Raw genomic sequence first — 13971 nt, 5'->3', positions numbered from 1 at the left:
TATTTCGTTTTGGTTCATAAAATGGAGGAGCTCCTTTTCATTGCTGAGTTTAAAGCCTCAGCAAGTGTTTCATGCCATCCCTTGCAAAACTCAGTTATTTGCAGAGGATCGACCAGCTTCCTTTCTGATGACTCATACCGGGCTTCAAAGTCATACATTCTTTCTATTTCCATATGATAAAAAACCTGATAGCCTATTTTGGGATATACGCTGCTTTCAGTCCACTGCAGATTCTCGCTATGGTCTACGATAATATATCCCAATTGTGTGCACTGCCCTTCGGCATAGCCTTCTTCCATGGCTTCTCTCTTAAAACATTGCTTCGGGCTTTCACCCTTTTCTATGTGGCCGCCGGGAATATCCCACCCCCGGTTCTGCAAATTCACTAATAAAACCTTTCCCTCTAAAAAGCAAAACCCATGAGCGCTCGTAATAAATTCTCTCTCCGGAAGATAGGCTGCCTCCTTCCAGGTTAATTTTATCCTTGCTCCGCCCCAATCCACGTTAGCAGCAGTCATATATTTACCTCGCTTTTTTTTAATCCAATTAATTACATTCAACGCTTCCCGTATTATTTCCTTTTTTGCAGCTAAGTGGTTCCTGCTTAAAGATTTTTCTATATAAGTGCTATAATATGAAAGTATTTAAAAAAGAAGGGCTTGATCATATTGGCAATGACAAAGAAAAAACGGATAATAAAAGAGATAAGGCAGCTCATCATGATTACGCTAGGTGCGGTGATTGCAGCGGCAGGACTTGAGTTTTTCCTTGTTCCCAATAATATTCTCGATGGCGGGGTTATCGGTCTTTCCATTATCGCTGCTGAACTGACCGGGTTAACCATGAGTATATTCCTGATTGTTTTAAATCTGCCATTTCTCTATATTGGCTTCCGTAAAATAGGAATGAAATTTACGATACATACGTTATACGGTGTTATTGTTTTATCTGCCAGTACCGCTTATCTGCATCATTTTGAGCCGGTAACCAATGATTTATTTTTAGCGACGGTCATTGGAGCTGTCATTCTCGGTACAGGGGTCGGCCTTGTGATCAGGACTGGCGGAGCTTTGGACGGTTCAGAAATTATCGCCATCCTAGTCAGCAAGAAGCGCCCAGTGTCTGTCGGCCAATTCATCATGATTGTCAACGTATTTATATTTATTCTTGCGGCCTTCCTCGTTTTCAGCTGGGAAACTGCCATGTACTCCATTATCACCTATTATATTGCATATAAAATGATTGATATCGTTGTGGAAGGTATGGAAGAGCTGAAGTCGGTTACGATCATTTCCGATATGCCTGAAGAAATCTCTGCAGAGCTTATGAAGCAATTAGGGCGGGGGATGACCTATATTCAGGGCCAGGGTGTTTTTACCGGGGAGCCGAAAAAAATCATTTATACCATTGTAACACGGATTGAATTATCTACGCTCCGTTCGATTGTGGAAGATATCGATCCGAATGCATTAGTGGCTATAGAAAATATTGCCGATGTCAGCGGCAGCAACTTTGACAAAGGCACAGCTCATTAATTGTGAAATGAAGAAAGCAGCCTCCTGCACAATAGGAGACTGCTTTCTTTGTTATAAAAACAGCAGCAAGCTGAGCGCCATGACGGCCATTCCTGCCACAAGTCCATAAATGGAAGTATGGGCTTCATCATACTTCTTGGCAGCCGGCAATAATTCATCTAGAGAAATGAACACCATTATTCCGGCAACTGCAGCAAAAATGACTCCAAACATTACATCGTTTAAATATGGCATTAAAATCAAGTATGCGACAAATGCGCCAATTGGCTCTGAGAGCCCTGATAAAAATGAGAGCTTAAAAGCCTTCTTCTTGCTCCCAGTGGCATAATAGACAGGAACTGAGACAGCAATCCCCTCTGGGATATTATGGATCGCGATAGCCGCCGCAATGGCGATTCCAAGCGATGGGTCCTGAAGTGCAGATGTAAAAGTTGCAATTCCTTCCGGGAAGTTATGAATCGCAATCGCCAAAGCGGCAAAGGTCCCCATTTTTAAGAGGGCCGGATCTTCGACAACCTTGCCTGCATCATTCATCTCTTCAACTGTTCTTACTTCATGCGGGTTATCCTTTTTAGGAATAAACCGATCTATTAGTGCAATAAGGACTATCCCCCCAAAAAAACCTCCAACTGTTGCCCAATTGCCGTTTACTTGACCTAATGCTCCTACAAGTGCATCTTTTGCTTTTACAAATATTTCAATCATGGAGACATAAATCATTACACCTGCCGAAAATCCAAGTGCCAATGATAAAAACTTCGTATTCGTTCTAGAAGTAAAAAAAGCCATTAAACTGCCAATACCTGTCGCTAAGCCGGCAAACAATGTGAGACCTAATGCAAATAATACTTCCTGCGACATTTCACTCTCTCCTTTTTCACTGTTGCCAAAAAGTTTCACTGGGGCAACTTTTGCGTTAAAAAAATATATATCCTAGATTACTAAAAGTATATGCGCCTAACTTAAAAAGTTTACTTTGGTAAACATTTTATCTCCAACGCAAACCAAAAGCAATAAAAATGACTCCGCAATTCTTTTTTCTTCAATATTATAAGAATGATTGAGGAAAATGTGCATTAAAAAAATCAAAAAAACCTCCGCTGCTTGCCACAGCGAAGATCAATCCCAGACACGCTTTAACTTGAAAAGTTCCTGAAAGTATCCCCATACAGATATGGGCGACATAATCATTTGATAAAAAAGGATAAATGCAAAAAAACCTAATATATTTTTTCTTACTTTCAAATTAAGATTTTTAAAAACATAATGCTTTTGATACATATATAAGATACCGTAACTTAGAATTGTAAGCGGCAGGACAAATAAGGTCATTGGACCAACTATCCAGAAATAACCGAAGAATGCCAGTATTAATCCAGGGATCCAGAAGAAAGTATACACCATGTCCAGATATGGCATAACAAGGTTAACGCCCGTTAAGTATTTTGTGTAAATTTGGGGCTGATTCCATGGTTTAATTTCATTCAGGCCTTCAATCATTCCCCTTGCCCACCTGGACCTTTGCTTTGCAAAGTGTGATAGATTGGAAGGAACATCCGTAAATGCTGCAGCCAGCGGCTCAAAATACACTTTCCATTCTTTCTGAAGAAGTCTCCATGTCAAGACAATATCTTCGCCAATGGCATCGGGCCAGCCATTTACCTGGCGGACGGAATTTGTTTTGTACAAACTGAAGGCCCCTTGAGCAACCAGTGTTCCCTGATATAACCCCTGCAGCCTCTTTATTGAAGCAATCCCCAGATAATAATCCCACTCCTGTATTTTAGTCAATAGGTTTTCACGGCTATTGCGCACAAGCATGGAGCCTGCTACGGCACACACTTCTTCAGGACTGCTTTCCATGCGTGCCACTAAAAAGCGGACCGCTGAAGGATGAAGCAGGGTATCGGCATCAAGCGAGATAACATACTCTGTTGTCACATGCTGCAGCCCTTTGTTTAACGCATGGAATTTTCCCGGCTTAGATTCCTTTAAAACCTTGATTTCAAGGTTAAGCTCTTTTTGAGCCCTTACTAATTCACAATAGGTATTGTCTGAAGAACGATTGTCTATGACAATAGCTTTAATTTTGCCTTTATAATCCTGGCTTGCCACATAGCTTAACGTCTGAAAGATTGTATTCTCTTCATTGAAGGCAGCTACCAGCAATGTCACTTCCTTATCAGGATCCGGATTTTTAAATGAAGGCTGCCTGTCCAAAAGCAGGCTCATCACCAGAAAGGCATTCATATAGCCAGGTAAATAGGCAATACCGCCAATAATAAGAATACTGATCGGGAGTGTGACAATTTCCGATAAGTCCTTCAGCCATGGCAGCGATAGATATATAGAAAAAGTCAGCCATACTGCTGAAGAGAGGTGGCTGAGTACAAACTTTTTATTAATGGAGACATATAATTTTTTTCTTCCGTGTCTTGCTGCCGGCTCGATGGGTGTTAGACTTGGCTTCATAGGCTCACCTTCAAAATGATATACTTAATTAAAAAATATATCATTCTGAGAGTCAAGTAACCTGGTAAATAACACCAGATCTCCGGGCGGATGAATAAGTGTTTCTGCCTCATGGATCCGAGAGTATTTACATACTGGACTTCCTATTACTCCGGGTAAGTCTCTCTTAAAAAATCAATTGATTGAACAATTAATTCCTTTAGCACTTCTACATCGATATCTGCAATCTTACTTATGTAAACACAAGCTTTTCCGGTGGTATGTTTCCCAAACCTTTCAAGCAATTCATCTCTTTTTCTATCCCCGGGTGCAAAATAAAGGCTAATTTTTGCCTTTCTTGGCGAAAAGCCAACAAGTGGTGCATCCCCTTCATGACCAGTTGCATATTTATAATGATACGAACCAAAGCCAATGATGCTTGGTCCCCACATTTTTGCCTGATAGCCTGTCGTTTCTGTAAAGATATCCAGCAGCCTATATGCATCCTCCCTCTTTTTAGGACTCTCAACTTTTTCTATGAATTCAAATACACTGTTATCGTTCTCTTTGGTTTTAACTTCATACATTATAGGCCAACTCCTTATTTGGATTTGATTAGTACTTCTCTAAAATACAGGTAATGTTTCTGAAAACCAATACTCCCGGCAAAAAAAGAGCAACCATATGATTGCTCCTCACCCTCTTCTTATTTTAGAAAGGTACCTTCCATATACTCCTTATATGCGGTTCGTATTTCTTCTTCCGTGTTCATAACAAACGGTCCACGGGCAACAACCTGTTCTTTGACTGGCTCGCCTGCATATAGTAAAAAGCGCAAAGGCTCTTCGGCTTTGATGAAAATTTCGCTTCCAGCGTCCCCGCCATCTCCCAATTCAAGAACCTGGCCTTTTGCTGCATATGCTTCATTTTCTCCAAAAACCCCGCTGCCTTCTATAATATAGATGAAGCCCTTGTAGCTTCCAGGCAGATCTTGCGAGGCTTCCGCTCCTTTTTTCATGTTAGCTTCAACCATCGTTACAGGCACATGATTTAAGGCAGGAGATACAACCCCCTTTGAGGATCCGGAGAAGACTTTAAAAATAACGCCATCTTCCTCTCTGACAGGAACTTCACTGCCTTTAAGATTTTGATATCTAGGCGCTGTCATTTTCTTCCCGCTGGGCAGATTGATCCACAGCTGCAGCGAATGGGCAGTTATTCCTTCTGATGGCACTTCGTTATGAACGACACCGCTGCCTGCTGTCATCCATTGAACATCTCCTGGCCCTAACACGCCTCCTTCACCGGAATGACTATCGAAATGTTCAATAGCCCCTTCAATAACATAAGTTACGGTTTCTATACCGCGATGGGGATGGATGTCAAACGCACCTTTTTGAAATTTATCCTCCATCATCAGAAGGAATGGGTCAAACTTCTCCCAATTCCCTGGTTCTATCACAGGGCCTGCTGCATGAATGGGGCTATGCTCCTGCAGATATACTTTCCTGATTGAAGCAATTTCCCGCTTAGTAATCTCCTCCATACGCCATTTCTCCCCTTTACATGTAAAGGGAGCAATTGAATAACAATTGCTCCATCTATTATGTTTACTGATTACCTTTTTTTATCCACCCGGCAACTGTGACGGTTCTTTTCGCCTGATGCTTAACAGCTTCCTTCACATCTTCAATCATTTTTCCATCCTGGTCAACTGTTACGCTAGTTCCATACGGATTGCCTCCTGCTCCGAAGAGAACCGGATCTGTATATCCAGGAGCAGCGACAATCGCTCCCCAATGATACATTGTTGTATAAAGGGAAAGAATTGTTGCTTCCTGCCCCCCATGAGGATTTTGGGCTGATGTCATTGCACTTACTGCCTTATTCGCAAGCTTTCCTTTCGCCCAAAGACCGCCAGTTGTATCAAGGAACTGCTTCATTTGGGAAGGCATATTGCCGAAACGGGTCGGCACGCTGAATATAATGGCATCTGCCCATTCAAGATCGTCCGGCTTGATTTCAGGCACATCCTTTGTTGCCTCGACAGTTGCTTTCCATACAGGATTGCCTTCAATTGCAGATTGCGGTGCCAATTCTGGAACCTTAAAAACCCTGACTTCCGCACCAGCTTCTTTGCCGCCTTCCTCCGCCCATTTAGACAATTGATAGTTTGTTCCGCCCATGCTGTAAAAAATTACGGCCAATTTCACATTTTCCATATTAATCGTCTCCTTTTTAGTTGAATTTCCAAATAACCTTGATAGGATACCCATATCAGCACCGCCTATTCTTTCATAGTCTTCCCTATTAATTCATTGCATTAACTAATTTTATATTTGTTTATACCAGCGGGCTGCAGCTTGAACCTCACCCATGGTTAATTGGTGTCCAAAACTTTCCCAGTGAAGCTCGACTTTCGCTCCTGCACTTTCCAATAAAGACTGTAAATCAGTAGATTCTTCTGCGGGACAAATCGGGTCATTGGTTCCTGCAGCGATAAATACTGATGTTCCGCTAAGATCAGGCAATTCAGCACCACGCCTTGGAACCATCGGATGGTGCAGAATCGCTGCTCTTAAGGAGTTTTCATGATGGAATAATAAGCTTCCTGCAATATTAGCTCCATTGGAATAGCCAATTGCCACTATGTTTTCACGCTTAAATTTGTATTTCTGTGCAGCTTCATCTAAAAATCCGTTTAATTCTTTAGTGCGAAAAATCAAATCCTCTTCATCAAAGACACCTTCTGCCAGTCTGCGGAAAAATCTCGGCATACCATTTTCCAGCACATTTCCGCGCACACTTAGAACAGAGGCCTCCGGATCAATATGCCCTGCAAGCGGAAGCAGGTCAGTTTCTGTACCTCCTGTTCCGTGAAGCAGCAATAATACAGGTTTAGAAGGATCTTTTCCTTGTTGAAAAATATGTTTCATAGTATCTTCCCCTCTTCGTTTTAATCCAGTTCCCTAACTTCAATTGGGATTAATTTCCGCTCGATGCGATTTCTCATATCCTCATATTGTTCAGGAAGCATCAGCTTCTCTCCCATTTTCCCAGGTGATTCGTCATGCGCAAATCCAGGAGGGTCGGTTGCAATCTCAAACAGAATTTCCCCTTGCTCCCGAAAATAAATGGCATTAAAATAATTCCGATCCCTGACTGGCGTCACACTATATCCATTTGACCTCACATACTCCTGCCACTCCAATTGATCCTCATCATCTTCTGCCCGCCAGGCGATATGATGGACTGTACCGACACCCATCTGGCCGCGCTTGCCGGAAACCTTTTTCAGGTCTATGACATTGCCGATTTGGGCAGTGGATTGGAACCGGATCATTTCTTCCTCTTCCCCAATACGTTCAAGGCCCATTACCCTTTCAAGCAGGTTTGCCGTTTGTTCAGGCTGGGATGAATAAAGAGTCGCCCCAGCAAATCCCTTTATTGCAGCATCTGGAGTGATGCCTCCAAAAGACCATGTATTTATTTCTCCCTCATCTCTTTCTACCAACTCTAATACAAGGCCATGTGGATCAAGAAGCTTTATCAATTCTTCTCCGAATCTTTTTTCCCTTGTGTAAGAAATATTAAATTTCTTAAATCTGTCTTGCCAAAATCCAAGGGCACCTTTGGGAATGGCATAGGAGGTGACCCCAACCTGGCCATCCCCTATAACTCCCTGGAAAGCATTTGCCCATGGAAAGAAAGTAATGATTGTCCCCGGCTTTCCTTCTTGATTGCCAAAGTACAGATGATAAGTGCCGGGGTCATCAAAATTTACGGTCTGCTTGACCATTCTCAAACCTAGTACACCTGCATAAAAATCGACATTATCCTGCGGATGGCCGACGATGGCAGTGATATGATGGATCCCGCTAGTTTTTCTGCCCACTGTAAACACCTCTTCCTATTTAATGTATCCTAAATTCAGCCAATAAAACTCATTTCAATTCAAATATTTTTAATTCAAGATATTAATTTAAATCTCTGTCCGCTTTTTAACTTTTTCAAGTAAATTTATTAAATCATCCAGCTCATCTGAATTCAGTTCTTCAAAAAAAGTATTCACCTTTTGCTGGTGTTTCGGCATAATCTCTTCCAATAACTTATTTCCTTTGTCAGTTAAACCAATATGAATCGCCCGGCGGTCATTCGGACATGCGATTCTTTTGGCATATCCCTTTTCCACAAGCTTATCAATTACATAAGTCATCGAGCCGCTCGTAATTAATATCCTCTTTCCAATTTCGTGTATCGTCTGCATATCATTGTGGTATAGAGCTTCCAGCACTGAAAACTCGGTCATGCTAAGGCTATAATTGGTGATACTGTCCTTTATGCATTCATGAATGGATTTGGATGTCTGCATGAGAATCAGGAATGCCGGGTTAGGGCAAGGCCTTTTCATATTATCACCTGCCAATACTTCGAATTAATTTATCTTGATTTCGAGATAATTATAAAATACATTTATGATTGTGTCAATCATCCGGATTGAACTCTTTCATCATTCCGCATTGAAAACGAGAAAGGCAGGGAAGAAAGCTGAATTAATTTAGCCAAGTGTTTTAACTCATTTTTAATCACTGATTATTTTACATCATTCAGCATATTGACTTCTTCTTTAACATAAAGGTATATATGATTTATAATATTAGAATTTTCCGATAAGTTTAGGGGTGAGGGAATGTATAAAACATACTGCCGAATGGTTCAAAAAACCTTCAAGCTGGCATCGCCTTTTCTGCCATGGCGGAAACCGGAATTATTAGAAGGTCCCAATAGCCTGGACAAGCTTCCTGATGTTATTAAGAAGAATGAGATCAGCAGAATTCTGATTGTAACTGACAGCGGCATCAGTGGTCTTGGCCTAATGGATGGTTTGCTTTCAAATTTACAGAAAAAGAACATTGAGTTTTATATATATGATAAAACCATTCCAAATCCTACAAATACGAATATAGAAGAAGCACTTGAGGTATATAAAAAGAATGACTGCCAGGGGATTATTGCTTTTGGCGGGGGTTCTCCGATGGATTGTGCCAAAGGAGTTGGTGCAAGAGTTATGAGGCCAGAGAAAAGCATTTCACAAATGAAAGGCCAATTTAAGGTTAGAAAAGAGCTCCCTCCCATTTTTGCAGTCCCGACCACGGCAGGTACTGGAAGTGAAGCCACCGTTGCAGCGGTCATTACTGACAGCAGCTCACACGAGAAATATGCGATTATTGATTTGAACTTAATCCCGCATTATGCAGTTCTTGACCCGTTGATTACATTAAAAATGCCTCCTCATATAACAGCTGCAACCGGTATGGATGCACTAACCCATGCCATCGAAGCCTACATTGGCAGAAGCAATACAGCAGAGACTAGAAAATTCAGCATAAATGCAGTCCGCCTAATTTATGATAATCTTTATGAAACATACCAGAATGGCGAAAACCTGACGGCAAGAGCCAATATGCAGAAAGCTGCGTATCTTGCAGGATTGGCTTTCACCAGGGCCTATGTTGGCAATGTTCATGCTATTGCCCATACACTCGGAGGTTTTTATTCGGTCCCTCACGGTTTGGCAAATGCCGTCATCCTTCCATATGTCCTGGAGCATTATGGAGAGGCAGTATGGGACCCTTTGGCCGAGCTGGCAGTGGCCGCAGGTATCGGCAATGCGTCAGATTCGGCTGAAGAAAATGCTAAAAATTTTATTCTTAGCATAAAATCCCTAAACAGCAGAATGGGGATCCCGCCAAAAGTAAGCGGAATTCAAGACAGGGACATTCCAATCATGGCTGAACGTGCCTTAAAGGAAGCCAATCCCCTGTATCCTGTTCCGAAAATCTTCAGCAGAGATGATATGTTTAGACTGTACCAGCTGATAAAAGATTAAAAAGGGAAATTCCTGTGCCTTTCTTTATTTAAAAATCAATTTGTTAAAAGTTTATTTAAGAAATACCAGTTTCAATATACCTTCTTATAAACTGCCACTCACCAGGAGCACCTTCGCTCTGAAAAAATACATTGGCTGTTAACAGGCTTATCCCTGTGATAATAATGCTTTCGTATATGTATGCAAGCATTTCTCTCTCCCTTAGCTTGGCTATACGATTCAAGGTTCAACAATAAAGAACGAATGGCTCTCTTATGATTAGATATTGCCTTTCAAGCAAAATCAGCTTGTGTGAATGGCGCTAATCTATTCCCAATAGCGCCCTTTCAGGCTGAATTAACAGCAGTCAATGACGCTTATGAATGAGAATAATGCCTTTTGGACTGAATCATCATCAGCCAATGGCGCTTATCACTAGGAATAGTGCTTTTCAGATAGAATACTCATGAACGAGTGGCGCTTATTGATGTGAATTAATCCAATTGCTCACACAAAAAAAGGCGGTTTGCACATGACTGCATTCCGCCTTTCTAGAAACGTTTCTTAATAAAATTCATGAACACAAGCATGGAAGTTGAAATAAGTAATATAATTGAAACCCACATCCAAGCCAGTTCCATATCCCCTGAATCCATAGCAACGTAGATCGCGGTGGGAAGTGTTTGTGTCTTTCCGGGAATATTGCCTGCAAACATTAATGTGGCGCCGAATTCCCCTATTGCCCTGGCAAAGCTTAATATTGCTCCTGTCATGATGGCTTTAGAAGCCAGCGGCATCGTTACATACAGAAAAACCTTTAAATCTGATGCACCATCGACTCTTGAGGCGTCTTCAATCTCATTGTCAATGGATTCAAAACCAGCCCTGGCAGATTGATACATCAGTGGAAATGCTACAACGGCCGCGGCAATGACAGCAGCCCACCACGTAAAAATGACTGGCCCGTTAAACAGCGATTCAATCCCTCGTCCGACGAAAGATTGCTTTCCAAAAACCACAATAAGCAGAAATCCTACAACGGAAGGTGGAAGGACCAATGGCAAAAGCAGCAAAGTATCTATAATTGCCTGGCCTTTAAACGTCCGATTTGCCATCAGTTTTGCAGCTAAAACCCCTATCACTAAAACAGCGAGAAGCGATATAGAGGCAATTTCCAGTGAGAGTTTAACCGGTGACCAAAAGTATTCGGATTGAATCATTTCAGCAGGTAAGAAAAACCGTATTGCTCCATTTAGACATACCTTGTTCAGATTGCATAAATACGTAGAAAAGCTGTTCCGTATCCCGGTTTTTACTCTCTTTTAATACTCCCAGCTGATTGAAAATAATCATATAAACTCCTTTGTAAATAGAAATACATCTGTAAATATAATATACCTTATCATTATAAATGAAAAATTTAGTGAAGCATTCTATTAACTTGAAGTTTTTGTGTCATAAGTCACGTTTAGATTTTTATAATAAATCACTGTCGCCTCCAGATTGCCTTGTTCAGACTGTGCGAAGCCTGGTATGATGCCTGCTTTAAGATATCCTGCTGATTGATAAAGGATATTGGAAACATCACCTTCTCTTGTATCAAGTACAAGCAGGCTTCGGCCCTCCTGTTTCGCTTTATCTTCTGCCGCTTTTAATAGCAATCGTCCCAAACCCTTTCTGCGGATGGAGGGGTCAGTCATTAATTTTGCAATCTCCGCACGATGGCTTCCATTTTCTTTCTGGCATAAATGGAGCTGGATTGTTCCGGCAGCTTTTCCATCCATTACAGCTAAAAACAAAACCACATCATTGTTTTTTAATAAATCCTCCCAATATTCCTCTGCCTTAGCTTGATCAAGCGGAGGCAGAAACCCTATTGACGCTCCCTCATTTACCACCTCAATTAATAGTTTGGACAGCTCTTTTTTATATCCTTCAATGGATTTAACCTCGAAAATATCCATACCCGTTCACCCGTTTCTTAATTTTTCTATCCAATCCGCCTCTGGCGAATCTATTACATTAACATTCCATATAAGTAAAAAGTTCTCCTCCCTTCCTCAAAACAAAACCAATAAAAAAAGCTCTGCCAAAAATTTCAGGCAAAGCTTTCATTATGCTTTTATCGAAACCAGCCCTTCTTCTTAAACCACCAAAACATGCCTAAGGCAATAATAAACATTAAAAACAGCGTTTCAAAGTAACCATATTTCCATGTTAATTCCGGCATGTTTTCAAAATTCATTCCGTAAATGCCCGCTATGAAGGTTAATGGCATGAATATGGTGGTTATCACGGTAAGGACTCTCATCACCCGGTTTGTCTGATGGGAGTTGATCGATAAATAACTGTCACGGATATCGGTCGTCAATTCCCTGTTTTCATCAATCATTTCAGTCAATTTCAACAAATGGTCATGAATATCAGCAAAGTATTCGTATCTTTCCTTTACGCCTTTAAGCCTGTGAGAATTAATGACACGGTATATTAAATCCCGCATCGGAATGACTGTATATCTTATCTGCAATAAATGATAACGGATATCAAATAATTTCTCCAATAATTCTTCCATTGTTTCATCATTTGGATTATCTTCAATGAGACTCAAACGATCTTCCAGGTGATAAACGATGGGAAAGTAATTATCCACTATTTTATCAATGATATGATACATGACCAAATAGGGGTCCCATTTATTGATTTTCTTACTCTGGCTCAGCCTTTCCCAAACATCATTCATTTCTTTGGAGAGCTCATGGTGGTACGATACTATGTAATTTGAACCGATGAAAAAGTTGATTTCCTGCTTATCTTCGTTAATATGATTTAAGCTATGGGTGACAAAAAAGCTGTAGTCTTCATAATAATCCATTTTAGGACGCTGGAGTTTAACAACACAATCCTCTATTGCCAGGGGATGAAAATGAAAAGTCTTGTCGAGTTCAGCTGTTTCCTCCTCGTTTGGCTGATCAAAATCAACCCAAAACCACTTATAACTTTCCCACTCTGCTTTCAGCCTCTCAAATGTAATATCTTTCTGCAGTTCATCTTTCTTATTTACAGCTTGTATTCTAATCATGATTGTCTCCTAGTCTTTCCATTCTGTAAACGTATTTTTTCCACTTTTGATAACGATATCCTAATGAGCACTCTTCCAATTGAATATTTATTATTTACCTCTTCACCTTGCACTGTTAAACAAGAAAATACTTTCTTATTCTAGTCAGTCTACTGTAATAATTCGGTAAATACCTCTATATCCGTCTACTTTAACGCTTTTATCCAAAAAAGTAATTTTAATTAACAAAAAATATTTACTTGTCAACTAATTAATTTCAAATAATAAGTCGCTGACGAGAAGAGTAAGACAGGAATGCTTTTCCAAAGAGAGCCGGCATATGGTGAAAGCCGGTGTCCAGTACCTGATCCGAAGATCATCTCTGAGATGCAAAGCTGAAATACAGTAAGCTTTGACGGGTTTTCCACCGTTACATTGGAACGCGTATGATTGTACGTAGCTGAGTGCTACAGTTTTGAACTGCAGAATTAGAGTGGTATCGCGAGTATAGACTCGTCCCTTTCTGGGATGGATGCAAAAGCTTCTTTATAAAGAAAAACCAGGCTCTTAAACAGCCTGGTTTTCCTATTCCTTCACCTCAATTCCCGCTGCCTAGTTGAGAGTTTTCACAAACCCGGTACTGTTTGCCTGATACCCTAAACTTAAATAAAAATGATGAGCGTCTTCACGCTCAGTCCTGTTTCCGCTATTTAGTACGATTCCGGCAGCCCCCAATTGTTCTGCAAAATCTTCCACAGCCAGCATCAGTTTCTTGCCTGCACCAATCCCTCTGTAATTACTATCAGTAACTAAAGCAATAACACGGATATGAATGCCGTCAGTATTGTATAAAAGACCTGTATGGAATCCAGCCATGCCAATAACCTTATCTTTTAGACATGCCACTAATGTGCAGTAATCAGGATGTGAGCCGATGTTATTAAGTCTTGTTTCCATTTGCTCTTGCGATACAGGATAACCCAAGTCTCCCATTAAACGGGCAAGCTTGGGAATATCCTCAATAGCCGTTTTCCTGATATGTATCTTATGCTTCATTT

General features: G+C 40.9%; 16 protein-coding genes and 1 other annotated feature. Of the genes, 2 read left to right on the top strand and 14 right to left on the bottom strand.

Features of this window, described 5'->3' with window-relative positions:
• Positions 1-14: 14 nt before the first annotated feature.
• Positions 15-518 (bottom strand): NUDIX hydrolase, encoded by a 504-nt coding sequence (locus tag MKY20_RS13300; RefSeq protein WP_251267119.1) that lies wholly within the window; start codon positions 516-518, stop codon positions 15-17.
• Positions 519-668: 150 nt separating this feature from the next.
• On the opposite strand from MKY20_RS13300, the gene MKY20_RS13295 reads away from it, so the two are divergent.
• The gene (locus tag MKY20_RS13295) at positions 669-1535 is read left to right on the top strand and encodes a YitT family protein (protein WP_034296760.1); all 867 of its coding nucleotides are present in this window, start codon (positions 669-671) and stop codon (positions 1533-1535) included.
• Positions 1536-1586: 51 nt separating this feature from the next.
• On the opposite strand, the gene zupT is transcribed toward MKY20_RS13295, so the two are convergent.
• The 8 genes from zupT to MKY20_RS13255 all read right to left on the bottom strand — a co-directional run bounded on the left by zupT (position 1587) and on the right by MKY20_RS13255 (position 8397).
• The gene (zupT, locus tag MKY20_RS13290) at positions 1587-2396 is read right to left on the bottom strand and encodes a zinc transporter ZupT (protein WP_009333594.1); all 810 of its coding nucleotides are present in this window, start codon (positions 2394-2396) and stop codon (positions 1587-1589) included.
• 258 nt (positions 2397-2654) lie between these two features.
• Positions 2655-4007 (bottom strand): glycosyltransferase family 2 protein, encoded by a 1353-nt coding sequence (locus MKY20_RS13285; protein ID WP_251174973.1) that lies wholly within the window; start codon positions 4005-4007, stop codon positions 2655-2657.
• A gap of 146 nt (positions 4008-4153) precedes the next feature.
• Positions 4154-4573 (bottom strand): DUF1801 domain-containing protein, encoded by a 420-nt coding sequence (locus tag MKY20_RS13280; RefSeq protein WP_341001424.1) that lies wholly within the window; start codon positions 4571-4573, stop codon positions 4154-4156.
• Positions 4574-4692: 119 nt separating this feature from the next.
• A complete protein-coding gene (locus tag MKY20_RS13275; protein ID WP_258752590.1) occupies positions 4693-5532 on the bottom strand; it encodes a pirin family protein in 840 nt (279 codons plus the stop codon).
• 64 nt (positions 5533-5596) lie between these two features.
• Positions 5597-6208 (bottom strand): NAD(P)H:quinone oxidoreductase, encoded by a 612-nt coding sequence (gene wrbA, locus MKY20_RS13270; RefSeq protein ID WP_019382520.1) that lies wholly within the window; start codon positions 6206-6208, stop codon positions 5597-5599.
• 111 nt (positions 6209-6319) lie between these two features.
• Positions 6320-6922, bottom strand: coding sequence for an alpha/beta hydrolase (locus MKY20_RS13265; protein WP_009333589.1), 603 nt, complete (start codon positions 6920-6922; stop codon positions 6320-6322).
• Positions 6923-6942: 20 nt separating this feature from the next.
• The gene (locus tag MKY20_RS13260; protein WP_019382518.1) at positions 6943-7881 is read right to left on the bottom strand and encodes a ring-cleaving dioxygenase; all 939 of its coding nucleotides are present in this window, start codon (positions 7879-7881) and stop codon (positions 6943-6945) included.
• A gap of 87 nt (positions 7882-7968) precedes the next feature.
• The gene (locus MKY20_RS13255) at positions 7969-8397 is read right to left on the bottom strand and encodes a MarR family winged helix-turn-helix transcriptional regulator (RefSeq protein WP_009333587.1); all 429 of its coding nucleotides are present in this window, start codon (positions 8395-8397) and stop codon (positions 7969-7971) included.
• A 279-nt stretch (positions 8398-8676) separates the two neighbouring features.
• On the opposite strand from MKY20_RS13255, the gene MKY20_RS13250 reads away from it, so the two are divergent.
• Positions 8677-9876 (top strand): iron-containing alcohol dehydrogenase, encoded by a 1200-nt coding sequence (locus MKY20_RS13250; protein WP_251174974.1) that lies wholly within the window; start codon positions 8677-8679, stop codon positions 9874-9876.
• A 55-nt stretch (positions 9877-9931) separates the two neighbouring features.
• On the opposite strand, the gene MKY20_RS13245 is transcribed toward MKY20_RS13250, so the two are convergent.
• From MKY20_RS13245 to MKY20_RS13225, 5 genes are all read right to left on the bottom strand, one after another.
• Positions 9932-10066, bottom strand: coding sequence for a hypothetical protein (locus tag MKY20_RS13245; protein WP_019382515.1), 135 nt, complete (start codon positions 10064-10066; stop codon positions 9932-9934).
• Positions 10067-10406: 340 nt separating this feature from the next.
• On the bottom strand, positions 10407-11075 hold the full coding sequence (gene modB / locus MKY20_RS13240; protein ID WP_009333585.1) for a molybdate ABC transporter permease subunit: 669 nt from the start codon (positions 11073-11075) through the stop codon (positions 10407-10409).
• A gap of 216 nt (positions 11076-11291) precedes the next feature.
• Positions 11292-11819, bottom strand: a complete 528-nt coding sequence (locus tag MKY20_RS13235; protein ID WP_251174975.1) for a GNAT family N-acetyltransferase — start codon at positions 11817-11819, stop codon at positions 11292-11294.
• 158 nt (positions 11820-11977) lie between these two features.
• Positions 11978-12934, bottom strand: coding sequence for a magnesium/cobalt transporter CorA (gene corA, locus MKY20_RS13230; protein ID WP_341001412.1), 957 nt, complete (start codon positions 12932-12934; stop codon positions 11978-11980).
• Positions 12935-13196: 262 nt separating this feature from the next.
• Positions 13197-13437 (top strand) — a binding site (T-box leader).
• Between the two features lie 88 nt (positions 13438-13525).
• Positions 13526-13969, bottom strand: a complete 444-nt coding sequence (locus MKY20_RS13225; protein WP_009333582.1) for a GNAT family N-acetyltransferase — start codon at positions 13967-13969, stop codon at positions 13526-13528.
• Between the last annotated feature and the right edge of the window lie 2 nt (positions 13970-13971).

It is taken from the genome of Cytobacillus sp. FSL W8-0315 (genome assembly GCF_038002905.1).
GTDB lineage: Bacteria > Bacillota > Bacilli > Bacillales > Cytobacillaceae > Cytobacillus > Cytobacillus pseudoceanisediminis.
Note: the sequence above shows the minus strand (reverse complement) of the source record. Positions and strands in the feature narration are given on the sequence as shown.